19 protein-coding genes are annotated in these 22,112 nt (G+C 57.4%); 11 read left to right on the forward strand and 8 right to left on the reverse strand.

What is annotated here, in order from left to right; translation table 11 throughout:
• Nucleotides 1-13: 13 nt before the first annotated feature.
• Nucleotides 14-2,110 carry an FUSC family protein gene (locus F3I21_RS01535; protein ID WP_150058052.1) on the forward strand — a complete coding sequence of 699 codons (2,097 nt, stop codon included), beginning with the start codon at nt 14-16 and terminating at the stop codon, nt 2,108-2,110.
• Here F3I21_RS01535 and F3I21_RS01540 read toward each other — a convergent pair.
• A complete protein-coding gene (locus F3I21_RS01540) occupies nt 2,107-6,690 on the reverse strand; it encodes an ATP-dependent helicase (protein WP_150058054.1) in 4,584 nt (1,527 codons plus the stop codon). The genes F3I21_RS01535 and F3I21_RS01540 overlap by 4 nt on opposite strands.
• Before the next feature lie 127 nt (nt 6,691-6,817).
• Nucleotides 6,818-8,245, reverse strand: a complete 1,428-nt coding sequence (locus tag F3I21_RS01545) for a cytosine permease (RefSeq protein WP_088515770.1) — start codon at nt 8,243-8,245, stop codon at nt 6,818-6,820.
• 275 nt (nt 8,246-8,520) lie between these two features.
• Between F3I21_RS01545 and F3I21_RS01550 the strand changes: the two genes are divergently transcribed.
• Entirely contained in the window at nt 8,521-9,051 is a 531-nt protein-coding gene (locus tag F3I21_RS01550; RefSeq protein ID WP_058769804.1) for a GNAT family N-acetyltransferase, read from the forward strand.
• Between the two features lie 85 nt (nt 9,052-9,136).
• Here F3I21_RS01550 and F3I21_RS01555 read toward each other — a convergent pair whose 3' ends face one another.
• Entirely contained in the window at nt 9,137-9,916 is a 780-nt protein-coding gene (locus F3I21_RS01555; RefSeq protein WP_150058056.1) for an alpha/beta hydrolase, read from the reverse strand.
• 228 nt (nt 9,917-10,144) lie between these two features.
• Between F3I21_RS01555 and F3I21_RS01560 the strand changes: the two genes are divergently transcribed.
• The 4 genes from F3I21_RS01560 (at nt 10,145) to F3I21_RS01575 (ending at nt 13,167) form a co-directional block, all read left to right on the forward strand.
• The gene (locus F3I21_RS01560) at nt 10,145-10,876 is read left to right on the forward strand and encodes a YoaK family protein (protein ID WP_021506033.1); all 732 of its coding nucleotides are present in this window, start codon (nt 10,145-10,147) and stop codon (nt 10,874-10,876) included.
• Between the two features lie 146 nt (nt 10,877-11,022).
• Nucleotides 11,023-11,577 carry a type IV toxin-antitoxin system AbiEi family antitoxin gene (abiEi, locus tag F3I21_RS01565; RefSeq protein WP_021506034.1) on the forward strand — a complete coding sequence of 185 codons (555 nt, stop codon included), beginning with the start codon at nt 11,023-11,025 and terminating at the stop codon, nt 11,575-11,577.
• Nucleotides 11,552-12,469, forward strand: coding sequence for a nucleotidyl transferase AbiEii/AbiGii toxin family protein (locus F3I21_RS01570; protein ID WP_058769802.1), 918 nt, complete (start codon nt 11,552-11,554; stop codon nt 12,467-12,469). The genes abiEi and F3I21_RS01570 overlap by 26 nt, the downstream gene beginning before the upstream one ends.
• A 182-nt stretch (nt 12,470-12,651) precedes the next feature.
• On the forward strand, nt 12,652-13,167 hold the full coding sequence (locus tag F3I21_RS01575; protein ID WP_058758650.1) for a phenolic acid decarboxylase: 516 nt from the start codon (nt 12,652-12,654) through the stop codon (nt 13,165-13,167).
• A 628-nt stretch (nt 13,168-13,795) separates the two neighbouring features.
• Here the strand turns inward: F3I21_RS01575 and F3I21_RS01580 are convergent.
• Entirely contained in the window at nt 13,796-14,239 is a 444-nt protein-coding gene (locus F3I21_RS01580) for an NUDIX hydrolase (protein ID WP_150058058.1), read from the reverse strand.
• A gap of 322 nt (nt 14,240-14,561) precedes the next feature.
• On the opposite strand from F3I21_RS01580, the gene F3I21_RS01585 reads away from it, so the two are divergent.
• Together F3I21_RS01585 and F3I21_RS23310 are read left to right on the forward strand one after the other, a co-directional pair.
• Nucleotides 14,562-15,140: an SDR family oxidoreductase gene (locus F3I21_RS01585; protein WP_223815610.1), complete on the forward strand. Its 579-nt coding sequence runs from the start codon at nt 14,562-14,564 to the stop codon at nt 15,138-15,140.
• A gap of 21 nt (nt 15,141-15,161) precedes the next feature.
• Nucleotides 15,162-15,317, forward strand: a complete 156-nt coding sequence (locus F3I21_RS23310) for a hypothetical protein (RefSeq protein ID WP_223815612.1) — start codon at nt 15,162-15,164, stop codon at nt 15,315-15,317.
• Nucleotides 15,318-15,357: 40 nt separating this feature from the next.
• Here F3I21_RS23310 and F3I21_RS01590 read toward each other — a convergent pair whose 3' ends face one another.
• Nucleotides 15,358-16,191 (reverse strand): LysR family transcriptional regulator, encoded by an 834-nt coding sequence (locus F3I21_RS01590; RefSeq protein ID WP_150058061.1) that lies wholly within the window; start codon nt 16,189-16,191, stop codon nt 15,358-15,360.
• Between the two features lie 109 nt (nt 16,192-16,300).
• Here F3I21_RS01590 and F3I21_RS01595 point away from each other — a divergent pair, with 109 nt between their 5' ends.
• On the forward strand, nt 16,301-17,035 hold the full coding sequence (locus F3I21_RS01595) for an SDR family oxidoreductase (RefSeq protein ID WP_150058063.1): 735 nt from the start codon (nt 16,301-16,303) through the stop codon (nt 17,033-17,035).
• 2 nt (nt 17,036-17,037) lie between these two features.
• Here F3I21_RS01595 and yeiL read toward each other — a convergent pair whose 3' ends face one another.
• Nucleotides 17,038-17,730, reverse strand: coding sequence for a transcriptional regulator YeiL (gene yeiL / locus F3I21_RS01600; RefSeq protein ID WP_150058556.1), 693 nt, complete (start codon nt 17,728-17,730; stop codon nt 17,038-17,040).
• A 136-nt stretch (nt 17,731-17,866) separates the two neighbouring features.
• Here yeiL and rihB point away from each other — a divergent pair, with 136 nt between their 5' ends.
• Entirely contained in the window at nt 17,867-18,799 is a 933-nt protein-coding gene (rihB, locus tag F3I21_RS01605; protein ID WP_150058065.1) for a ribosylpyrimidine nucleosidase, read from the forward strand.
• 83 nt (nt 18,800-18,882) lie between these two features.
• Nucleotides 18,883-20,133, forward strand: a complete 1,251-nt coding sequence (locus tag F3I21_RS01610; RefSeq protein WP_150058557.1) for a NupC/NupG family nucleoside CNT transporter — start codon at nt 18,883-18,885, stop codon at nt 20,131-20,133.
• 15 nt (nt 20,134-20,148) lie between these two features.
• Here the strand turns inward: F3I21_RS01610 and F3I21_RS01615 are convergent, their stop codons facing one another.
• Both F3I21_RS01615 and F3I21_RS01620 read right to left on the reverse strand, forming a co-directional pair.
• The gene (locus tag F3I21_RS01615) at nt 20,149-21,012 is read right to left on the reverse strand and encodes a DeoR/GlpR family DNA-binding transcription regulator (protein ID WP_021506045.1); all 864 of its coding nucleotides are present in this window, start codon (nt 21,010-21,012) and stop codon (nt 20,149-20,151) included.
• Nucleotides 21,013-21,140: 128 nt separating this feature from the next.
• Nucleotides 21,141-22,088 carry a D-ribose ABC transporter substrate-binding protein gene (locus F3I21_RS01620; RefSeq protein WP_058758551.1) on the reverse strand — a complete coding sequence of 316 codons (948 nt, stop codon included), beginning with the start codon at nt 22,086-22,088 and terminating at the stop codon, nt 21,141-21,143.
• Between the last annotated feature and the right edge of the window lie 24 nt (nt 22,089-22,112).

Below are 22,112 nucleotides of genomic sequence, written 5' to 3' on the forward strand. Positions count from 1 at the left end.
TGGTCTCCGTGACATGCAGTGGTTTTCGAAAAACGCCGTTTTTTTTGCTGTAAAAACCTGTCTGGCCGCCTTTCTGGCATTGTATCTGGCTCTTGAACTGAATGTTGATCGTCCCGCCTGGGCGCTGACCACGGTGTTTGTGGCATCGCAGCTTTATTCGGCCTCCACCATCTCCAAATCGCTGTTCCGCCTGCTTGGCACGCTGCTCGGTGGCGTCTTCATCTTTTTTATCTTTCCGCTCACCGTGGCGCATCCGCTGCTGTTCAGCCTGTGTATCTCACTGTGGGTGAGCCTGTGTCTCTATCTGTCGCTGCACGATCGCACGCCCAAAAGCTATGTCTTTATGCTGGCGGGCTACAGCGCCGCGATTATGGGTTTCCCGGAAGTGACGACGCCGCTCGGTATCACCAGCACCGTGCTGTCGCGCATTGAGGAAATTACTTTAGGCATTGTGTGTAGCAGCCTGGTGCACGCGCTGTTGTTTCCGGTATCGATGCGCAGTCTGCTCGAGCAGAGCGTCAGCCAGTGGTATCTCAACGGGCGCAAGCTGTGCCGCGATTTACTCTCTGGCATTTCCGCAGACCGATCGCCAGAACGCGACGAAATCCTGACCCGCATGGCCACTAATCCGCAGCAGGTCGAGATCCTGATTACCCATTGCGTGTACGAGGGCGACGCGGCCCGGCGTCTGATTCGCCTGGTCAGCACGCAGTATCAGCATCTTTCATACTTAATCCCCACGCTGACGGCGATTGAGATGCGGCTGCAGCGGCTGGCAGCGCGCCAGATTGCCTTTCCTGCCTGGGTTGAGCAGACCCTGCAGCAGTTCCTGCTGTGGCTGAATGACGGCGAAGCGGTGGGCGATGTCATTGGCATTCAGCTGGAGCTGAGCCTTTGTCAGGATCGGCTGAATGCGGCGTGGCGCGACGGCGAATTGTCTACCGAACACTGTCTGCTGTTTACCGGCCTGCTGGAGCGGCTGGTGGATTTTGTGCGTATCGCCGGGGCGTATCAGAGCGTGGGCGGGCTGGTAAGCGATCTGTCAGGCGACACCACGCTGGCGCGCGGCAAACGCACGCATCGCTTTTTCGACAAAGGGCTGATTCGGCTGTCGGCGCTGACGGCATTTTGCGCCACCTTTGGCTCCTGTCTGTTGTGGATGGCGACCGGCTGGCGCGACGGGGCATCAGCGCCAGTGATGGCCGCGATTCTCAGCTCCTTCTTCGCCAGCCTCGATACGCCGCTGACCTCAATGAAGCTGTTTATTCGTGGGGTGATCGTGGCGATTTTTATCAGCGTGATTTATGTCGCGCTGCTGCTGCCGCAGGCAACCTCGTTCGAGGCGCTGATCCTCTGTCTGGCTCCGGGTTTGCTGCTACTCGGGCTGATGATTGCGCGACCGGCCAGCAACATGATCGGTCTGAGCGTGGCGATTCAGATCCCCGGCTTTATCGGGCTCGGGCATCATCTGAAACCCGATCTGGTGCTGCTGGTGAATAACGCGATTGCTTCAATGGCCGGCGTGCTGTTTGCGGTGATCCTGACCGCGCTGATGCGCAACAAGCGGCCATCGTGGACCGCGCGCCGTGCCGTGCGTCACGGCCTGCGTGAACTGCTGCGCTTTATCAAGGAGATTGAGCGCAACGGCTCATCGCTGCTGGGACGCCAGCGTTTTATTGGCCTGATGCTGGATAAGGTCAACGTGGTGCTGCCACGCCTGCACCTTGATCCGCAGTCCGATATGGCGCCGGCAGGAATGCTGCTGACCGAGGTGTGGCTGGGGGTTAATAGCTTTGACTACTACGCGCGCCATCAGGCGCTGCTGAGCCGTTATCAGCTGGACAGCGGGCAGATGTTTCACGAGCTGGGACTGTTTCTTAAACGCAGGCTGAAGTCGCTGCAGACGCCGCCGCATGAGGATTTGCAGGAGGAGCTCGATGTGCTGCTGATGCAGCTGGAACAGCTGGCGCAGCGTGACGAGGCGCTGCTGCTGCCGCTGTTTCATCTGTTCAGCATCCGGTTATACCTGTTTCCGCAACTTAGCTGGCCGGTGGCCACGCCGCGTCAGGCCGAACGCCTGCAGCAGCATCGTTACCGCCTGCAGGCTTAGCCATACCAGCTGTAACCTTTCGGCACGCGGGAAAAGCCGATGGCTTTCAGGGCCGGTAGCAGTGATGACTGGCTGGCCGGCTGATCGTCCACCCGTTCGAGAATGAAGCTGTGGGTCTTCTCCCGGCGTAAGGCCTGGCCCAGCGCCACGATGGCGGCCTGGCGTTGCTCCTCACTAATGTCGCCAAAAGTTAACAGCTCTTTACCACCCGGCGGCAGCCACAGCATAACGCGCCCATTGCCAATCACCACCAGTGCGCCGCTGCGGCGGGTAGGCCGCACGCCACCGACGCTGAGCGGCCACGCCAGCTGCACGCCAAAGGGATTGGCGGGATCCAGCACCGTCAGCGCCACCGGCGGATGTGTGGCCTGCGCGCTGCCGAGCTGGCGCAGCCGGTCGATGGCCGGATTTTCAGCAAACTGCGCGCCGCCCATGCTGGCAACAAAGCGGCCGCGCAGCAGCCGTCCGGCATCCTCCATACCGCGCAAGAGCGGCTGCAGCGCCGGAAAGCCACCGGGAATCTGCTCTGCCACGGCGGCACCGCGCGTGATCACGCCAAAGCGGTCGAGCATATTTTCAGTCAGCGCCAGGGCGCGCTCGGTATCGGCCAGCGGCTGCCGCACAATCAGCGACCAGCGTCCGGCCATGCTGTTGAGCGAGGGCTGCGCAGCAGCACTGCGGCTGGCCGCGAAACTGGCCCGACTGTGGCGACTGCGCGCAGGACGGGCCGGGCGTGGACGCGGCGTGTGGCTGGTGGTGCTGAGCTGGCGCAGCGCGGCCCAGGTATCCATGGTCAGATAGCCGCGCCATACCAGTTCCCACATCGCGGCAAAGACTTCGCCGGGATCGACAGATTGTTCAGGCTGCGCCATCACGCGCGGCAGCAGCTCGCGGGCGAACCAGCCGCCGCCGTCCTGTAACTGCGCCAGAATCGCGTGCTGCAAAGGTGACAATGTCACATTATTACCCTCATCAGGCAACGGTAACGTTTCACTGGCAAACTCGCTCAGGTGCAGGGAGACCAGTCCCTCCTGTGCGCCAGGTGCCCGCTGGCCACTCCAGATGACTTCACCGGAAGAGAGCAGCTCATCCAGCATCGCTGGCTGATAATCACGCACCCGCGCCGGCAAAATCTGGCTTTCCCACAGCGAAACCGGCAGCGCCACGCCAGCCAGCTGTTCGATCACCCGCACCACGCCGTTGATACCGGCAAAGGCGCCCTGTGCCGCGGATGCTGCGACGTCGCTCAGTAATCCCTGACGCTCAAGCAGAAAAGCCACGTACGCCGGCGCTTCGACCGGTCGGGTGGCCTCACGCGCCGCCTGCAGCGATCGCACGCGCAAACGACGAAATACGCTTTCCGCTACCCACTGCGTTGACGCATCGACTGCAGGCGAGAGGAAATCGCCTTTCAGCACGCGTTGCTGCTGACGCAGCTCTTCCAGCGTGTCGTCGACCACGACCCGGCCCAGGCCAAAGCGGGCAGCGATTTGCAGACTGGTGGCGACAGCGTGGGTGCGCAGATAGCGATTAAGTAAGTCATGCAGCGGACGGGCCACCGGCGCGAGCAGCCCGGCGGGCAGATCAGCTGGCAGCGCCGTGCCCAGCGCGTCGCGCAGCCGCACGCCATCTTCGGCGACAGCCCAGCGCGCTTCTGCCGCAATCGTAACCTGAATGATGCGCTGCGCCTGTTGCAGCGCGGTTAGCAGCGGCATCAGCGCCGCCTCGCCGTTGTAGCGCGCCGTGATTTCCGGCACAGTGAGCGGCCCCAGCTCGCGCAGCAGATCAACCACGGCTTCCAGAGTGCTGGCCTGATAATCGGGAACGGTGCGCTGAAGCTCCTGCTCAACGCGTGCCACCACCTCGGGTGCCAGCAGCTCGTGCATCTCAACCTGGCCCAACAGATCGCTCAGCAGCGTGCTGTCGAGCGCCAGCATTGAGGCGCGCCGTTCCGCCTGCGGCGCATCGCTGGCATACATGAATTCGGCGACATAGCCAAACAGCAGCGGCGCAGCAAACGGCGAGGGCGTATCGGTGGTAACTTCAGTCAGCTTAACCTCGCCCTGTTGTATCCGCGCCATCAGCTGATGCAGCGCCGGCAGGTCATACACGTCCTGCAGACATTCACGCGCGGTTTCGATCAAAATCGGGAAATCGTCGAACTGCCGCGCCACTTCCAGCAGCTGCCCGGCACGCAGCCGCTGCTGCCACAGCGGAGAACGTTTGCCGGGATTGCGGCGCGGCAGCAGCAGGGCGCGCGCGGCGCATTCGCGGAAGCGGGCGGCAAACAGCGCAGAATGTCCCACCGCAGCCGTCACCTGTCGCTGGAGTTCGTCCGGCGCAAACAAAAACAGTTCAGCGCCTGGCACGCGGCCTTCGCTGTCAGGGAAGCGCGCGACAATCCCATCATCGCTGGCGACCACGGCCGGATCGAGGCCCATCTGACGGCCAATCCGCTCAGCGATGGCCAGCGCCCATGGCGCATGCACGCGCTGACCATAAGGGGAATGCAAAATCACGCGCCAGTCGCCGGTTTCATCGCGACAGCGCTCAATCAGCAAATTGCGATCGTCAGGCACCAGGCCTGTGGCGGCGATCTGTTCGTCGATGAGCGCACGAATGTTGTGTCGGGCATTGGCGTCAAGGTTGTCGCTGCGGGGCAACACCCCGCTGGCGGCATGTCGCAAATAGCGGCCAATGGCTTCGCCGAGTGTCGCCGAACGCCCGAGACTGTCGCCGTGCCAGAAGGGCAGGCGCGCCGAGCGACCGGGTGCCGGCACCACTACCACCTGATCGTGCGTAATTTGCTGGATGCGCCACGAGGTGGCGCCAAGCGTGATGATGTCGTTAATCCGCGACTCATACACCATCTCCTCATCGAGTTCACCGACCCGGCGTGCACCGGACTGTTCTTCGCCCTCCGGTAGCATCACGCTGAACATCCCGCGGTCCGGAATGGTGCCTCCGCTGGTGACGGCCAGATGCTGCGCGCCCGGGCGACCGCTTAAGGTTTGCTGTTGTCGATCCCAGATAATGCGCGGGCGCAGGTTAGCAAACTCGTCCGAAGGGTAGCGGCCAGACAGCATATCCAGCACCGCATCGAAGGCGTTACGCGGTAACGTTTTGAACGGATCGGTACGGCGCACCTGTTGATACCACGCCTCGACGGACAGGGTGTCCATGGCCGCCGCCGCCACCGTATGCTGGGCGAGAATATCGAGCGGATTGTGTGGCAAAGCGATAGCATCCAGTTCGCCTGCCAGCATCGCGTCTACCGTCACGGCCGCATCAACCAGATCGCGACGCGTGCGTGGCCAGATAATGCCTTTCGGCGTACCGCCGACCTGGTGACCGGCCCGGCCAATACGCTGCAGCGCGCTGGCCACCGAAGGCGGTGCCCCGACCTGAATCACCAGGTCGATATCGCCCATGTCAATTCCCAGTTCAAGACTGGATGTCGCCACCACGCAGCGCAGTTCGCCGGCTTTCAGGGCGTTCTCAATTTCCAGCCGCTGCTCTTTCGAGACTGAGCCATGATGCGAACGGGCAATATACGCTTCAGCAGGCGTGGCGCGTTTTTCGGTTCCACCGCTAAAAGAGCCATAGGCGAGGGCGGGCTCTGTTACGCCCTGTTCCGGCGCGGCTCGTCGCGCATACAGTTCGTTGAGTCGTGCGGTGAGTTTCTCCGCCAGCCCACGCGAATTGGTAAACACCAAAGTCGCGCGATGGCGCAATACCTCATCCAGAATGCCGGCTTCAATATGCGGCCAGATGGAACCGGCGGCGAGGCTGCTCTCCTGCGCGGCGCGCGCATCGGGACGCTGCTGGATGTCCGTCATGTCCTCTACCGGCACGGTAATTGTCAGCTGCAGCGGCCGCTGCGCCGGCGGGTTGACGATGCGCGTAGCGCCCGCGCCACCGAGAAAAGCTGCCACCGCTTCTGGCGGTCGCACAGTGGCCGACAGGCCAATGCGCTGAGCAGGCTGCGCCAGCAATACATCGAGCCGTTCCAGGCTGAGCGCCAGGTGGGCGCCGCGTTTACTTCCGGCCACCGCGTGTACTTCGTCAATAATCACGGTCGAGATGCCACGCAGCGTTTCGCGGGCTTTTGACGTCAGCAGCAGGAAAAGCGATTCCGGGGTAGTAATCAGGATGTCCGGCGGCCGGCGCTGCAGCTTTGCCCGTTCGGCGCTGAGCGTGTCGCCTGAGCGCATGCCGACCTCCAGCGTGATATCCGCCTCACCCAATTCCGCGCGCTGAGCGGCAACGCCCGCCAGCGGTAGCGCCAGGTTACGCTGCACGTCAGCCGCAAGCGCTTTAACCGGTGAAATATACAGAATGCGCGTCTTATGACTGCGCGCTACGGGTTCGTCACGGCTGCGCTCGCGATACAGCGCGTCGATCGCATGCAGAAATGCCGCCAGCGTTTTGCCGGAGCCGGTTGGGGCAATCACCAGGCAGTGTTGTCCGCTGGCGATGGCGCGCCAGGCTTCCTGTTGTACGGGGGTCGCTGCCGTGAAAGTGCGGCGAAACCACTGTTGCGTGGCCGGGGTGAACAGTGAAAGCGCTGAGGCTGGCATCCATGACTCCTGCATTCTCGAAAGGGCGATCAGCAGTGTAGCGTGCCGCAGCGTTTACGGCATTATCAGAATATTGCCGATGAGGGCGGCGCGAAAACACGCGCCGCAGCATTGATATGTGACAACGTCACTGAGGGTAAACAGAGTCGGCCAGTTTCCCGCGGCGATCAAAGCGACGTGCGGCCAGCCACAGCAGCGCGGTAACAAACCAGCCGATGATCCATGACACATCGTTGCCAGCAAAAATCCACGTCAGGGAACCATGATGCAGCGGGTTATCAATGAACGGCAGCTGTACCAGCACTCCGAGGAAGTAAATAATAATGCCGGCCCAGTTCCAGCGACCGTAGCGGCCATCCGGTTGCGACAGCGCGGGCACATCGACTTTCCCTTTGGTAATCAGATAAAAATCCGTCAGGCTGATGGCGCTCCACGGCACAAAAAAGGCCAGCAGGAACAGCAGGAAGTGGGTAAATGATTTGAGAAACGCCGGTTCGCTGAGCAGCGCAATGATGCAGGAGATCGTGACCATCAGCACCACAAACAGGATACGTCCGCCACGGCTGATCGCGGTTTGCTGGCGAAAACCGGAGACAATGGTGGTCAGCGACATAAAGCTGCCGTAGGCATTGAGCGTGGTGAAGGTGATTTTGCCAAAGCAGATGGCGAAGTAGATAACCATCGCCATGGTGGCGCTGCTGCCCAGCCCGACGATGTAGCCCACTTCATTACCGGAGAACGCTTTACCCGCAATTGCAGCCACAATGACGCCCAGCGTCATGGATGCCTGCGTGCCCAGCACGGTGCCAAAAAACACCGAACTGAACAGCTTTTTCGCGGAGACATCCACCGGCAGATAGCGCGAGTAGTCCGACACATACGGGCAAAACGCAATCTGCCATGACGAGGAGAGCGATACCGCCAGCAGAAAACTGGCAACGCTGAAGTGCTGATTTTGCCAGACGGCCGCTAAATCGTGGCTGGAGAGTAGGGTGATGAACAGGTAAACAAACGCCAGCACGCCGATGACGCTGGCCACTTTGCCGAGTTTATGAATCACCCGATAGCCGAGCACCGCAATCACGATGATGATGGCGCTGAAGATGATCATGCCGGCTGCATTGCTGACGTTGACCAGCTTCGCCAGCGCCTGGCCGGCCAGTACCGTGCCGCTGGCCGAGAAGCCCACATACATAATGCACACCAGCACCAGCGGGATCACCGCGCCAAACACGCCAAACTGCATACGGCTGGTGATCATCTGCGGCAGGCCAAGGCGCGGGCCCTGAATCGCGTGCAGCGACATGATGGCCGCGCCGACGATCTGTCCCACCAGTAAACCGACAATCGACCACACCACATCGCCGCCCAGCACCACCGCCAGCGCACCGGTAACAATGGCGGTGATCTGCAAATTGCCGCCAAACCACAACGTGAACTGGCTAAACGGATGCCCGTGACGCTCGCTGAGCGGGATGTAATCAATGGAACGTGTTTCTGACAGGCGCTGTTTCTCTGCACCTGAATAATCTGCGGCAGGTATCTGAGCGGACATAGTTTCCTCGCTGGAACGGCTAAAGGTGGTTAGTCATTGATTTTTCTTGTTAGTCAGTAGTAAATGTCACGAAACATACATGTATATACATGTAGCGATATTGTCACGAGGTTGATAAGGTTACAAGCTGACCGGTCATTGGAAATTGTGATGACGCTGGCAATGTTGTCCGTTAATGTCAGGAGCCTGGCCGGTAACGGACGCGCACAAAGGCGATGATGCGCTAACTACAGACCCACTAACTGTGGCGATCAGGACAACCCGGGGAGGGAATCATGCAGGCAGTGATTGAAACAGAACGCTTACGACTGGAACCTTTTGCGCTAAGCCACCTCGCCGGCTTGCGCGCGATGGATGATGACCCGGAAATCATGCGTTATATCAATGAGGGACAGGTGAAGAGCGAGGACGAGACGCTGGCGACCATTGAGCGCGTGCAGCAACGCTGGCAGCGCTATGGTTTTTCCTGGTGGGCACTGCGCGAGAAGAGCAGCGATGACATCGTCGGGGCGGCTTGTCTGCAGCATCTGGCCCATCAGGAACAGGCGCCGCTGGAAATTGGCTGGCGACTGTTGCGCAGCAGTCAGGGGAAAGGGTATGCCACCGAAGCCGCCACGGCGATTGTGCAGTTTGCTACCGGGCAGATTGGCGTGGATTATCTGGTGGCGGTGGCACATCCGGAAAATCTTGCTTCCCACCGGGTGATGCAGCGGCTGGGTATGCGCTATCGCGGTATCGAGCAGCATTACGACCAGCCCTGTGTGGTTTATGAACTGGATATGAAGAGTGCCCCAGCGCATTCGTGAGGCAGGGCGCGCACCCATTCTAGCGGCGCGATTTATCACGCAATAAATTGCGCCGCTATCAAACATGCACCCGGTAAGGGTGCGCTCAATACCCCGGCACGTGCGCGGCTTTCATAATCAGATTTGCCACCGCCTGCGGCTGGGAAATCAGCGACACATGGCTGGCCTTGAGTTCGATGGTCTGCGCATGCATGCGTTTCGCCATAAAGCGCTGCAGATCCGGATTGATAGTGTGATCCTCTGTCGACACCGCATACCAGCTCGGTTTGCTATGCCAGGCCGCCACGCTGGTTTTCGCCTGGGTAATGGCTTTACCCATCGGCTGCTGAACGGCGTAATAAGCCCGCGCTTCGCTTTCCGGCAGATCGCCGGCAAAGTCGTGGATAAACGCCTGTTCACTGAGCGCCCCAAAACCGTCGTCACGCCACTTCAGGCCAGCGGCAACCGGTGCTGCAGGGAACTTTTTGGTGAGCGCCGGATAATCTTCACCGGCCTCCGGCGCGCGCGCTGCGATGTACACCAGCCCCTTCACTTCAGGTTCATCGCCCGCCTGGCTGATAACCATGCCGCCATAAGAGTGCGCAACCAGAATCACCGGTCCGTTCTGCTGTGCCAGCGCGCGTTTCACCGCCGCCACGTCATCATTCAGCGACGTCGTTGGGTTTTGTACCGCGGTGACGTGCAGACCTTTCGCCTGCAACAGTGGGATGACTTTGCCCCAGCTGGATCCATCAGCGTACAGGCCATGGACCAGCACAATATTTTTTACTTCCTGCGGCGCGGCAGCGCTCTCGGCACGCGCCAGTCCGGCACTCAGGGCAGAGATTACCAGCGCCGTCAGCGCCGTGATTTTGCGTAATGTCATGATCGGTCCTCATAATTAATCGGGGTTCATGCACCACTGTAAGCGCCGGGGACCAACATTCCGCTGACGTGGAAATGACAAAAAAATGACAGCGACACGATGTGGCAGCAGAGGATTTAAAAGTAATAAAAGCAGAGGATTAGCCGTGAGTCGGAGCATAGCCGCTATGCTTGATAAGGATGAGACCCGACCAACCCGAGAATCTCTCAAAGGAGTGCTGAATAGATTATGCTGTTGCGCAAGAAGAAAATCCGCTCTCACAGCGAAGATCGCCTGCTGGCGTTAACGCTGGCCACCACGGCCGGTATCCTCAACGCCATGGCGTTTGGCGCATTCGGTTTTTTCCCTTCCCATATGACCGGCAATACCTCGCAAATTTCGGCAGAGGTGAATGGTTCTGACCTGCACGATCTGCTGTTTCTGGCCGTGCTGATTTTTGCTTTTGTCTGTGGTGCCATGCTGGCGCGTTTGACGGTAGCTTACGGCCTGAAGCGGAATCTGCGCACCATTTACTGTCTGGTGCTGCTGGCAGAGGGTATTTTCCTGCTGCTGACCTCCCTGGTAGAAATCCTGTGGTATTCCGAACGAAACAACGGCGAAATACTGGTTACGCTGAGTTTGCTGATGGGCATCCATAACTCAACCTCGACCCAGCTTTCCTCCGGTCGCGTTCGCTCCACGCACGTGACCGGCACACTGACCGACGCCGGCATCGCGTTAGGCTCCTGGCTGCGCGCATCGTTCAGTCAAAGCGAGGCTGCCGATCGCGATGGCCACCGAACCGTGCTTTTTACTCACCTGGTTACGATCTTCTCATTTCTATCCGGCTGCGTTGTCGGTTATCTGCTATTCAGGCACCTTGGATTTGAGGCGATGGCGGGGTTGGGCATTGTGTTGGCGCTGATCGCCGTCGGTGGTATCGCCAGAACCCTGCATTTAACCGGCATGCGATTTTGGTAACACCGACGAAGATTTGTCCGATTTGAAGCAGGTGGGTTAAGTGCACATGAATACCACTTTTTGCTGGGATTCATGTGCACTTGAAAGTGCAGGGCAAATTATGTACACATGAATACTCTATAAATGTGGTTTTCCCGTAGACTTATATGAACAAAATGACGGCAATCGAGCGGCTTAACGCGTTTGACAGGCAGGGGCGCTATGTCTTTGCTGTTCGTGATTTAGCCAAAGTCTTTTATGACGACAGTGACAAGGCTTTCAATGCTGGCCTGAACCGTCTGGTGAAGGACGGCATCCTGCAGCGCGCCAGCCGTGGCGTCTATGTTTACGCCTATGCGAGAAGTAAAGACGCTTACACGCTGGAAAGAATCGTACAGACGTTGCGCAGAGGAGAATACAGCTACCTGAGCCTGGAATCGGCGTTATCGGCTTACGGGGTAATTTCACAAATCCCGATGGGGCGTCTTACCGTTATGACCACGGGCCGTTCTGAAGAACACATTACGCCTTATGGCGTGATCGAATTCACGCATACCAAACGATCGCCTGAACAAATTTTGCAGGACACCATTTTGGGCGAGTCACCTTTGCGCCTGGCAACTAAAAAAGCCGCACTGCGCGATTTACGTCGGGTGGGGCGTAATACGCATCTGATTGATGAGGCGGAAACGAACGATGAATCAGAAAGTCAGTTTCACTGAACTGGTCGCTAAGGCCATGGCTTCAGCGCAACTCGAGGGTATGCGTAACGTAGTGGAAAAAGAGCTTTTACACTACGATATCCTTTACTGTCTGGATAAAGCGGGTCTGCTGCAAAATCTGACGTTTCAGGGCGGTACCTCTTTGCGGCTATGTTATGACGGCAATCGATTTAGCGAGGACCTGGATTTCGCCGGCGGCATCAACTTTTCCGGTGCAGATTTAAAAAACATGAAGGTCTGTATCGAAGACTATCTCGGCACGCGTTACGGTTTAGAAGTTACGGTCAAAGAGCCGGCAGAACTTCGCCGCCAGCCCGGCTATGAAGAGATTAGGGTCGATAAATGGCAGGTCTCCGTGACGACAGCACCCGAAAAACGCGATATGCCTAAGCAACCCATCAAAGTCGAAGTTGCTAATATTCCCGCTTACAGTCGCAAACCGTTGCCGCTGAGCCGCAATTATCCGGTGTTGCCGGATGGCTACAGCGATACGCTGGTGATGTGTGAAAGTCTCGACGAAATCATGAGTGATAAGCTTATTTCTCTGGTTGCGACCACCAAATATCTTCGTTATCGCGATGTCTGGGATTTACCGTGGCTGATGCAGCAAGGCGCTGCGTATGATGTGGGCTGGATTCGGCAAAAAATCGAGGATTACCGGATTCCTGACTATGAAAAGTTATTAAAACAACGACTGGCTGGTATCGAAAACATCGTCAAAGACGGACGTTTTTACAACGAGATGCGCCGTTTCATACCCCAGCAGGTATTTGCCAGAACGCTGGGACGTGCAGAATTTACCGATTACATCGCCGAACGTTTGACCTCGCTGTTGCAAAGATTGCAGCGAGATTTAGCAGGAAAACGACCAGACGACGCCTTCAGAATGTAACAGCGACAGCTGGCCCGGCGTGCAGAGGAGATAAAAGAGCAGGGGACGGGCGCTGTCAAGCCGGCAGCACGCTCAGGAAGCGGATTTTTTTGTTAATTTGCCGTCTGGTTTTCTCACAGGCGCTATAACTTACTATTCCTGCTTCAACAAACTGCTGATGAGGTAAAATAATGGATAACACCATGATAACGGATGAATTTTCCAAAGATTTGTCTGCGTTTGTCGGGACACATTTCGTTTATACCTATGATAATGGCTGGAAATATGAGTGGTACGCGCGCAACGCGACGACCTGTGATTATCGTATCCATCAGGGATTGGTTGGTGGCCGTTGGGTGACCAATCAAAGCATGAATGCGGTGCAGTTTGCACCGGGCATTTATAAAGTCGACTGGCACGAGCCGACCGGCACCTGCGTCAGTCTGCTGTTTGATATCAACCGCAAGGTGATTCACGGCACCATCTTTTTCCCGCAGTGGATTGCCGGCGAAGGACAGCATCCGGAAAAAACCATCTGCTATCAGAATGAATTTATCGAAGATATGCATCGTTTCCGTGATGAAGGGCCAGCGTATCCGTACGTAGTGATTCCTGAGTTTGCCAAAGTGACCTACATGAAGAATGAAGGTCCGGATAATGATGCCGTAATCAACATGCCGCCGGGACAAATGCCGGAAGATTATTTTAAAGATAAATGAGGGTGGCAATCCGCTGACGGCGCCGGGTTCGGTCGCCATGAATGGCGACCCTGCGATTGTGCAGTGCGGAGTGGCATTGCAGGGTTCGCATTGATGCGCACCAGAGTTACTCGTGAGTGGTATCCAGCAAACAGACCGATCGCGCTACGTGAAATCTGACAAAAGCGCTGAGGGATAACCGGGAAGTCTTCGCGTAGCGTTGTCGTTTTGGATGAGCTAAAGACATGATTAAAGCGACGAAGCGCGAAGCTGACTTGTAGGGTGCGCATTGATGCGCACCAGGATAACACAGTAGTGTCAATCAAACAGACCGGTGGGATAGGTAAGAGGCGTGAAGGGCGAAACTGAAGGATTGAGATACCTGATCAGACACCTTATTTAACATAATATACATTATGCGCCATTTGATCACAGGGGCAAAGCTGACCAGGCCGCCTTAGGCTACCTGCTGAAAATCCTGAAATACCTGTATAAATTCTGCAAGCATTGCCGTGAGTTCATGCTTCAAACTTTGCTTTCCTGAGCTTGCGTCTGCTCTACTGAACATGCTCTTATCATCTGCAATAAGATTCCATTTGAAAGCGGCAATGATAGATTCATACGCTCAACGCTATGACACGTCGCGTAATTAATCCGGCAATGCGCAGAGATCAGCAATATTTGTTGGATAAACGACGTCGCGAGTGTTTCGCAGCTCAGTAAGATCCCACCAGTGATAACTATCAATGACTGACTTTTCATTTTCAGTCCAACCACTGGTACGGATATCTTCATCTCCAACTTTAATTAAATAAAATCGTTCATTTGCCAAAACCACCTCACCGCTGGGAAGCGTCATTTCAAAAATGCGCTCAGTTAACGGCTGACCCACATCATCGACATAAAAGCCTGTTTCTTCTCTGAGCTCTCTGATAGCTGCCTGTTCAAAAGTCTCTCCCGGTTCAACGCCTCCGCCGGGTGTGGCCCAGTATTCTCTGCCTGACAGGGCATTATTTTTATGCTTAAACCAGAATAATAAAACCTGATTAAGAGGATTTATAATAAGCAAACGAGCCGAATCGCGGGTGCGCACTTTATAATTCCTTTATGATTTTTAATACAAATCAGCATAACTGATCATGGTCAGAAAACGAAACGCCACAGTCTACAGGAACAGGACGATAGGATAGACATCCCTCCCCGGCTCGCTATATAGTAAGCGCGCATCTCACTTCTGACTTGCCGTAGGCGTTACCGTCATCCAACGCGCCCTGAACCGGAATGGGCCTCTGCGCAGAGGAAAACCGGAACAGCGCCACGGCATCGTTCACGCTTTCTACGCATCCTGTCTCTCGGGATCGCTAGCAGTGCATCACCGCACGTGGCCTTTCATTCTCTGACTGACAAGGCACACTATGAAACTGACCAACAACACCCTGCTCATCACCGGCGCAACCAGCGGCATTGGCCGCCGGCTGGCCGAAGTTTTCCACGATCGCGGAAACCGCGTCATTATCACTGGCAGACGTCAGGCGCTGCTCGATGAGATCACCGCCCAGCGCCCGGCCATTACCGGCTTTGCTCTGGACGTTAATGACACCACCGCCCTCGCCCGCTGTTCTGCGGCGATTCACGCGCAGTTCCCGCATATCAACCTGCTGATCGCCAACGCCGGTATCTCGCAGCCGGAAACGGTGACGGCGGACGAATGGACCAGTGATATTGCTGAGCAAATCGTGATGACCAACATCCTCGGTGTGATTCGCGTCACCGCCGCGTTTTTGCCGCTGCTGCGCCGTCAGCCGCAGGCCACGCTGATGGCAACCAGTTCCGCGCTGGCCTTCCTGCCGCTGGCCAGTTTTCCCACCTACTGCGCCAGCAAAGCCTTTCTGCATTCCTGGCTGGTTTCGCTGCGTCATCAGCTGCGTAATACATCGGTAGAAGTGCTGGAAATGCTGCCGCCGTATTTACAGACGGCGCTGACCGGTGATTAACAGCTCAGCGATCCCCGCGCCATGCCGCTGGACGACTATATCGCGCAGATTCTGCAGATGCTGGAAAATGGTCCGGTCGCGCGCGGCGAACTGCTGCTGGAGCGCGACTATACGCGGCGCTGGGCCGAACGCGACGGCAATTTTGACGCCATATTTGACATGATGAACCCGCGCTAATCTGCTTTGAACCGGTGCGCCCGGCAGCGCACCGGATCTATCACGAAGTACGCAAAGGCGCGCCGTGGCTGAAGTGCGCCAGCAGCCGTTCTACCGCCGGATTGGCCTGCGCCTGAACCGCATAGCAAATGCCGACACGCCGCATCAGCGGCTGACCGGGTAAAGCGCGCCAGGCCAGGCGATGCCGCGCGGCAACCAGCGGCGCCGGCGCAATGGTGACGCCAAAGCCGGCTTCCGCCAGATCCAGCGCCAGCGCGTAGCTGCCGGCGTTGGCCGCGGCCGCACCCGCACCGTAAAACGGCAGCAGCCGCTGATGCGACTCATCAGTCGGCACCATCACCCAAGGCAGCGGATGCAACTGGTCATGGGTCAGCGTTTCCAGCTGATTTAGCGCATGACTGGCGGGATACGCCAGCACGTAGTGCTCTTCAAACAGCGGCATAAACAGCTCGTCTTCGCAGCGCAGGCTTTCACACGCCAGCCGGATATCGCCCACGCAACCGGGCTCGACGTTAAGCAGCACCGTGGGAAAATGTTGCCGGATGGCCGTCAGCAATTGCGCCAGCTGGGCGGGCGCGACATCCCCTTCGACGCCAATCTTTAGTGGCAGGCAATCCGACGGCTGCCGAAAGCGTGTGACCAGCGCCTGCATATCGCTGAGCATCTTGCGCGCCTGCGGATAAAGGACGCGAGCGTCCTCCGTGACCTCCACGCCGCGCGGCCTGCGGATAAACAGCGTGGTGGCCAGCTCCTCTTCCAGTAGTTTGATCGTGGCCGAGAGCGCGGGCTGCGTCAGATTGAGTAATTGTGCGGCGCGCGTGATGTTGCGCTCCTCAAACACGCAGATAAAAGCTTTTAGCTGTCGCTTATCCATAGAAAATCATTATATCGGCGAAAGAAATAAACCATTTTTCACCAATTGCCCCGCGATTTAAAGTGCATGCCTCAGCTTCGCCATTAATTTTATCTATGAGGAAGTCATTATGACGCAGAATGTTAAACCCTTAATCGTTATCACCGGCGCCAGCTCCGGTATCGGTCTTGCCACGGCGAAACTGCTTTCGGCGCGTGGACATGCCCTGCTGCTGCTGGCTCGCCGTATCGATCGTATGACGGCACTGAACCTGCCCAACGCCCTGTGCCGCGCAGTTGATGTGACCGATCGCCACGCATTTTCCGCCGCAGTGCATGATGCTGAGCAGCAGTTTGGTCCGGTCGATGCGCTGATCAACAATGCGGGCGTGATGCTGCTCGGCGCGATTGAACAACAGGATGCCGGCGAATGGGATAAGATGTTCGACGTCAACGTGAAAGGCCTGCTCAATGGCGTGCAGGCGGTCACCGCAGGCATGATTGACCGTAAAAGTGGCACGATCATTAATATCAGCTCAGTGGCCGGACGGAAGACGTTTCCTAACCACGCAGTGTATGTTGGCACTAAATTCGCTGTACATGGCATGTCAGAGAATTTGCGCGAAGAGCTGTCGCCGCACAATGTACGCGTGATCGTTATCGCGCCGGGCGCAGTTGAAACCGAGCTGTTGAGTCACACCACCAGCGAAGCAATTAAGGACGGTTATCACGCTTGGAAAGCTGAAATGGGCGGCAAGGTGCTCAGCGCAGACGACGTGGCCAGCGCCATCGATTACGCCTATTCGCAGCCGCAGTCGGTCTGCGTGCGGGAGATCGTGCTGGCGGCCACCCGCCAGGGCGCATAAACTTAGTGACCCGGCAGCGCTGCGCCGGGCTCCATCTCTTCGGCTAAGGCCGTCAGCGCCGCGCGGTTACCGATCGCATAACCCCCCTGCTGCTTACGCAGCACCCCTTCTGCGCTGAACTGCGCAAACACATACAGCAGGTGGCGATAGGTCACGCCAAGGTACTCCGCCACCTGCGTATGCTTCTCTTTATACACACCATCATGCTGGGTCAGCAGGATAAAGGCCGCCAGCCGGTTAACCAGCGGAAACGCCTGATTACGCGTTGAGGTGACAATATTGCGGAAATTCTTTTTCACTAAACCGAGACAGGCGTGGCGCAGGAACTGCGCATCATTTAACAATAGCGTGCGGCAGGTTTTCACCGGCAGCGCCAGGCACCAGCAGGCTTCAATCGCCTGCACCGCGAGTGAAGCATGCGTTTCATCCAGCACTTCAATCTCGCCAATAAAACAGGGCGCATTAAAGAAATCCACCAGCGAAATACGGCCATTGGCCAGTGTGACATACAGTTTGGTGCGACCGCGCGCCAGATAAAACATATACGCCGGCAGAGTCCCCTCGCGCACAATATAGTCCCCGGCAAGAATATGAAATAAATGTGTGTGCGGGATCACATCGGCTGAAAATTTATCGCAATAGCCGGACGCCATTATTAACTGCTGCTTCAGCGCGTCATTATTTATTTCTTTCATCATTCGATGTCCACTATGAGATTTCTCATACTCTGGCGTGTCACGCCGCTGCTAAGGTGAAGGCCTCTACCCTACCGCACCGGAAAATTTCTGCAATGAAATTAAGGTGATAAATAAAGAAGCTGAGGAGGAAACCATGACAGCACGTAAAATTATTCTGGACTGTGATCCCGGTCATGATGATGCCATCGCCATCATGCTGGCCGCAAAACATCCGGCGATTGAATTACTCGGCATCAGTATCGTGGCGGGCAATCAAATTCTGGACAAAACGCTGGTTAATGGCCTGAACGTTTGCCAGACGCTGAATATTGACACGCCAGTTTATGCCGGCATGCCACAGCCGATTATGCGCCAGCAGATCGTCGCCGATAATATTCACGGCGAAACCGGTCTTGACGGCCCGGTGTTCGGCCCGCTGACGCGTAAAGCGGAAACAAAGCACGCTGTGAACTTTATTATCGATACGCTGATGAACAGCGACGGGGATATCACGCTGGTGCCGGTCGGCCCGCTCACTAATATTGCGGTAGCGATGCGCATGCAGCCGAAAATCATTCCCAAAATCCGTGAAATCGTGCTGATGGGCGGCGCTTACGGCACCGGTAATTTTACCCCGTCGGCGGAGTTCAATATTTTCGCCGACCCGGAAGCCGCGCGCGCGGTATTTACCGCCGGCGCCCCGCTGGTGATGATGGGCCTCGACTTAACGCACCAGACGGTGTGCACGCCGGACATCATTAGCCGCATGGAAAAGGCTGGCGGCCCTGCCGGCAAGCTGTTCAGCGATATGATGAATTTTACGCTGAAAACCCAGCACGACAATTACGGTCTGGCGGGCGGCCCGGTGCATGACGCCACCTGTGTCGCCTATCTGATCAATCCGGATGCCTTCAACGTTCAGCCGATGTTTGTCGAAATCGATGTCAACAGCGGTCCCTGCTATGGCCGCACGGTGTGTGATGCGCTGGGCGTGCTGGGGAAACCGGCAAACACCAAAGTGGGCATCACGCTGGATACCGCCTGGTTCTGGGATTTGGTCGAAGACTGCGTGCGCAGGTACCGCTAATCCTTAAACCCCACAATATGGGCAGAAAGTGGTCGCCCATACCGCTATGCAACCTCACCAGGCTGACATCAGGAAATATCATGATGGATATAATGAGAAGTGTTCTGGGTATGGTGGTATTACTGGCGATCGCGTTTCTGCTGTCAGTAAATAAAAAGCATATCAGTCTGCGCACCACCGGCGCCGCGTTACTGATTCAGATTGCCCTCGGCGGCGCGATCCTCTATTTGCCGCCGGGCAAATGGCTGGCGGAAAAAGTCGCCAGCGGCGTGCATCAGGCGCTGGCTTACAGTGATGCGGGCAGCGCGTTTCTGTTTGGCGCGCTGGCCGGACCGCAAATGGACAAGGTGTTTAACGGCGCCGGCTTTGTGTTTGCTTTTCACGTTCTGCCGGCCATCATCTTTATCACCGCGCTGGTTAGCGTGCTCTACTATCTTGGCGTGATGGGTGCCATCATTCGCCTGCTGGGCGGGATCTTTCAGCGCGCGCTCAATATCAGTAAAATCGAATCCTTTGTGGCAGTCACCACCATTTTCCTCGGCCAGAACGAGATCCCGGCCATCGTCAAACCCTTCGTCAACCACCTCAATCGCAACGAACTGTTCACCGCCATCTGCAGCGGCATGGCTTCGATAGCCGGTTCCACTATGCTCGGCTATGCCGGGCTGGGGGTACCGATTGAATACCTGCTGGCCGCCTCGCTGATGGCCATTCCCGGCGGCATTCTGTTCGCCCGGCTGCTCAGTCCGGCAACGGAAGCGTCGCAGGTGACTTTTACCCACCTGTCGTTTAGCGACACGCCGGCACGCAGCCTGATTGAAGCCGCCGCCAGCGGAGCGATTACCGGGATGAAAATAGCCGCCGGTCTGGCGACGGTGGTGATGGCGTTTGTCGGTATCATCGCGATGCTCAACGGCATACTCGGCGGTATCGGCGGCTGGTTGGGTCACGGCGACATCAGCCTGCAGGGAATACTCGGCTTCGCGCTGGCCCCGCTGGCGTGGCTGATGGGCGTGGCGTGGCACGATGCGGCGCTGGCGGGCAGTCTGATAGGTCAGAAACTGGTGGTGAACGAGTTTGTCGCCTACATCAGCTTTTCACCTTATCTGCATCAGGCGGGCGCGCTCGACGGCAAAACCATCGCCATCGTCTCGTTCGCCCTGTGCGGCTTTGCTAACTTTGGTTCGATTGGCGTGGTGGTCGGCGCCTTTTCTGCCGTCGCACCGGAGCGCACCCCGGAAATCGCGCGGCTGGGCCTGCGCGCGCTGATCGCCGCAACGCTCTCCAATCTGATGAGCGCCACCATTGCCGGCTTCTTCATCGGCCTTGGCTAACGCGCAAACCGGGCATTACGCCTCAGTGCGTCCCTGCCCGGTTTTCATCGGTGCCACCACCACATTCACCCCCAGCTCCTGCAGGCGACGCAGCACTGGCACCGGCGTGCCCTGATTAACGATCACCACATCAAACTCGCTCAGGTGAGCAAAGCGATGCAGCGCGCGCCGCTCAAACTTGGTGTTATCCATCATCAGGATGCGCTTCTGCGCCGCCTCGAACATGGCACGCTTGGTCTCCACCGTCTCGGCCGACTGGTGAAACACCGCATCATCAATAATCGCCGACATGCTGACAAAAAACACATCGGCGCGCAGGCTGGCGATTTCGTCTCGCGTCATGCGCCCCATAAAGGCGTTACACCAGTGATGAAACTGGCCGCCGAGCCCCATCAGAGTAATATCGCGACCGTTGCGTAATTCATTCATTAACGTCAGCGAATTGGTGATCACCGTGAGCGGCGCTTTGGCCGGCAGCAGCCGCGCCATCTGCAGCACGGTGGTGGAATCATCCAGAAACAGCGCCTGGCCGGGTTCAAGGTAGCCAGCGGCCACTTCGGCAATCGCCTGTTTCTCTTCCAGCTGGCGCGTGGCACGGTAGAGATCGCTGGATTCCACCAGGCTGGTTGGTGTGGCAGAGACCACGCCGCGTGATTTATGCAGCAGCCCGCGCTCAACCATCTCATCAATATCGCGATGGGCGGTCATCAGGCTGATCCCGAAGCGCTCAGTAATATCTTCGATACGCACCGCGCCTTCGGCCATCACGGCTTCGGCTATGAGCTGGCGTCGTGCCAGCTGACGCGCCTGACGGCTGTCGCCCGGTAAGGTTTCATTCAGGAAGTGACCAGCGGAGGTCTCTTGCGGGTTATGCGCCATGTTTCGTCCGGAAAGTGAAGCGGAAATGCAGTTTCGGCTTTGATTACAGCGCGTAAACGTTTCTTTTGCAAATCAGGCGCGCAGCAGGCAACCGATGACGGCCAGAATGCCGCCATCGGTGATCTGACTTACTGCTTCAGGACAAACGGCGAAACGAAATCACCAGCGTTGTCTTTGGTGATCAGAATACAGTCAAACAGCTGCTTCTCCTGTGCTACCCCGGTTTTGCCGGTTTTGAGGAAGGTGTCCGCCTGCTCTACCGCCTTCTGCGCAAACTGCGCTACCGGCTGCATCACGGTATAGGCCAGCGTACCGGCTTTAACCGCGTCGACCGCATCCGGTGAACCGTCAAACCCACCCACTTTCACCTGGCTGAGTTTGCCAGCTTCCTTCAGGGCGGCGATAGCACCCAGCGCCATCTCATCGTTACCGCTGATCACCCCTTTGATGTTCGGATTAGCCTGCAGCAGCGACTGCATTTTATTGAAGCCCTGGGTGCGATCCCAGTTCGCCACTTCCTGGCCGACTTTCTTCAGCGTCGGGTACTGAGACAACACGGTATCGAAACCGTTGGCGCGCGTGGCGGCGTTGTTATCCGACGGCGGTCCCACCAGCTCGACATAGCTGGCGCTGTCACCCACCTGCTTCACCCACTCCATCGCGCCTACTGCCGCGCCTTGTGCGTTATTCGACACCAGCTGCGCTTTAGCCAGCCCGCTCTGGTTCAGTTCGGCATTGATCACGAACACCGGAATATTGGCGGCGATGGCTTTCTTTACCGAGCCAATCGAGCCGTCGGCGTTAGCCGGATCGAGAATGATCGCCTTGGATTTATTGGTGATCGCCGTATCAATCAGCTGACTTTCGGTGTTGGTATCCCCTTTGTGCGCGCTGACTTTGGCACTGTAGCCCAGCTTCTCCGCCGCCTTCTGCGCGACCTGGCCCTCAGTCAGCCAGTATGGATTGGAGGGATCGTTGACGATGATGGTCATCAGGCCGTTGTTGGCCCAGCTGGGTAAGGCAAAGGTGGAGATGGCCATCGCGGCGGCGGCGATAAACAGACGTTTAGTGAACATAGGTGCTCCGTTATTATTAGGGTA

Source organism: Pantoea sp. B_9, from assembly GCF_008632015.1.
GTDB lineage: Bacteria > Pseudomonadota > Gammaproteobacteria > Enterobacterales > Enterobacteriaceae > Pantoea > Pantoea dispersa.

Coding starts and splice junctions, on each gene's coding strand:
- F3I21_RS01535 (WP_150058052.1), top strand. CDS start 14: ATGCAGTGGTTTTCGAAAAACGCCGTTTTTTTTGCTGTAAAAACCTGT.
- F3I21_RS01540 (WP_150058054.1), bottom strand. CDS start 6,690: ATGCCAGCCTCAGCGCTTTCACTGTTCACCCCGGCCACGCAACAGTGG.
- F3I21_RS01545 (WP_088515770.1), bottom strand. CDS start 8,245: ATGTCCGCTCAGATACCTGCCGCAGATTATTCAGGTGCAGAGAAACAG.
- F3I21_RS01550 (WP_058769804.1), top strand. CDS start 8,521: ATGCAGGCAGTGATTGAAACAGAACGCTTACGACTGGAACCTTTTGCG.
- F3I21_RS01555 (WP_150058056.1), bottom strand. CDS start 9,916: ATGACATTACGCAAAATCACGGCGCTGACGGCGCTGGTAATCTCTGCC.
- F3I21_RS01560 (WP_021506033.1), top strand. CDS start 10,145: ATGCTGTTGCGCAAGAAGAAAATCCGCTCTCACAGCGAAGATCGCCTG.
- abiEi (WP_021506034.1), top strand. CDS start 11,023: ATGAACAAAATGACGGCAATCGAGCGGCTTAACGCGTTTGACAGGCAG.
- F3I21_RS01570 (WP_058769802.1), top strand. CDS start 11,552: ATGAATCAGAAAGTCAGTTTCACTGAACTGGTCGCTAAGGCCATGGCT.
- F3I21_RS01575 (WP_058758650.1), top strand. CDS start 12,652: ATGATAACGGATGAATTTTCCAAAGATTTGTCTGCGTTTGTCGGGACA.
- F3I21_RS01585 (WP_223815610.1), top strand. CDS start 14,562: ATGAAACTGACCAACAACACCCTGCTCATCACCGGCGCAACCAGCGGC.
- F3I21_RS23310 (WP_223815612.1), top strand. CDS start 15,162: ATGCCGCTGGACGACTATATCGCGCAGATTCTGCAGATGCTGGAAAAT.
- F3I21_RS01590 (WP_150058061.1), bottom strand. CDS start 16,191: ATGGATAAGCGACAGCTAAAAGCTTTTATCTGCGTGTTTGAGGAGCGC.
- F3I21_RS01595 (WP_150058063.1), top strand. CDS start 16,301: ATGACGCAGAATGTTAAACCCTTAATCGTTATCACCGGCGCCAGCTCC.
- yeiL (WP_150058556.1), bottom strand. CDS start 17,730: ATGAAAGAAATAAATAATGACGCGCTGAAGCAGCAGTTAATAATGGCG.
- rihB (WP_150058065.1), top strand. CDS start 17,867: ATGACAGCACGTAAAATTATTCTGGACTGTGATCCCGGTCATGATGAT.
- F3I21_RS01610 (WP_150058557.1), top strand. CDS start 18,883: ATGGATATAATGAGAAGTGTTCTGGGTATGGTGGTATTACTGGCGATC.
- F3I21_RS01615 (WP_021506045.1), bottom strand. CDS start 21,012: ATGGCGCATAACCCGCAAGAGACCTCCGCTGGTCACTTCCTGAATGAA.
- F3I21_RS01620 (WP_058758551.1), bottom strand. CDS start 22,088: ATGTTCACTAAACGTCTGTTTATCGCCGCCGCCGCGATGGCCATCTCC.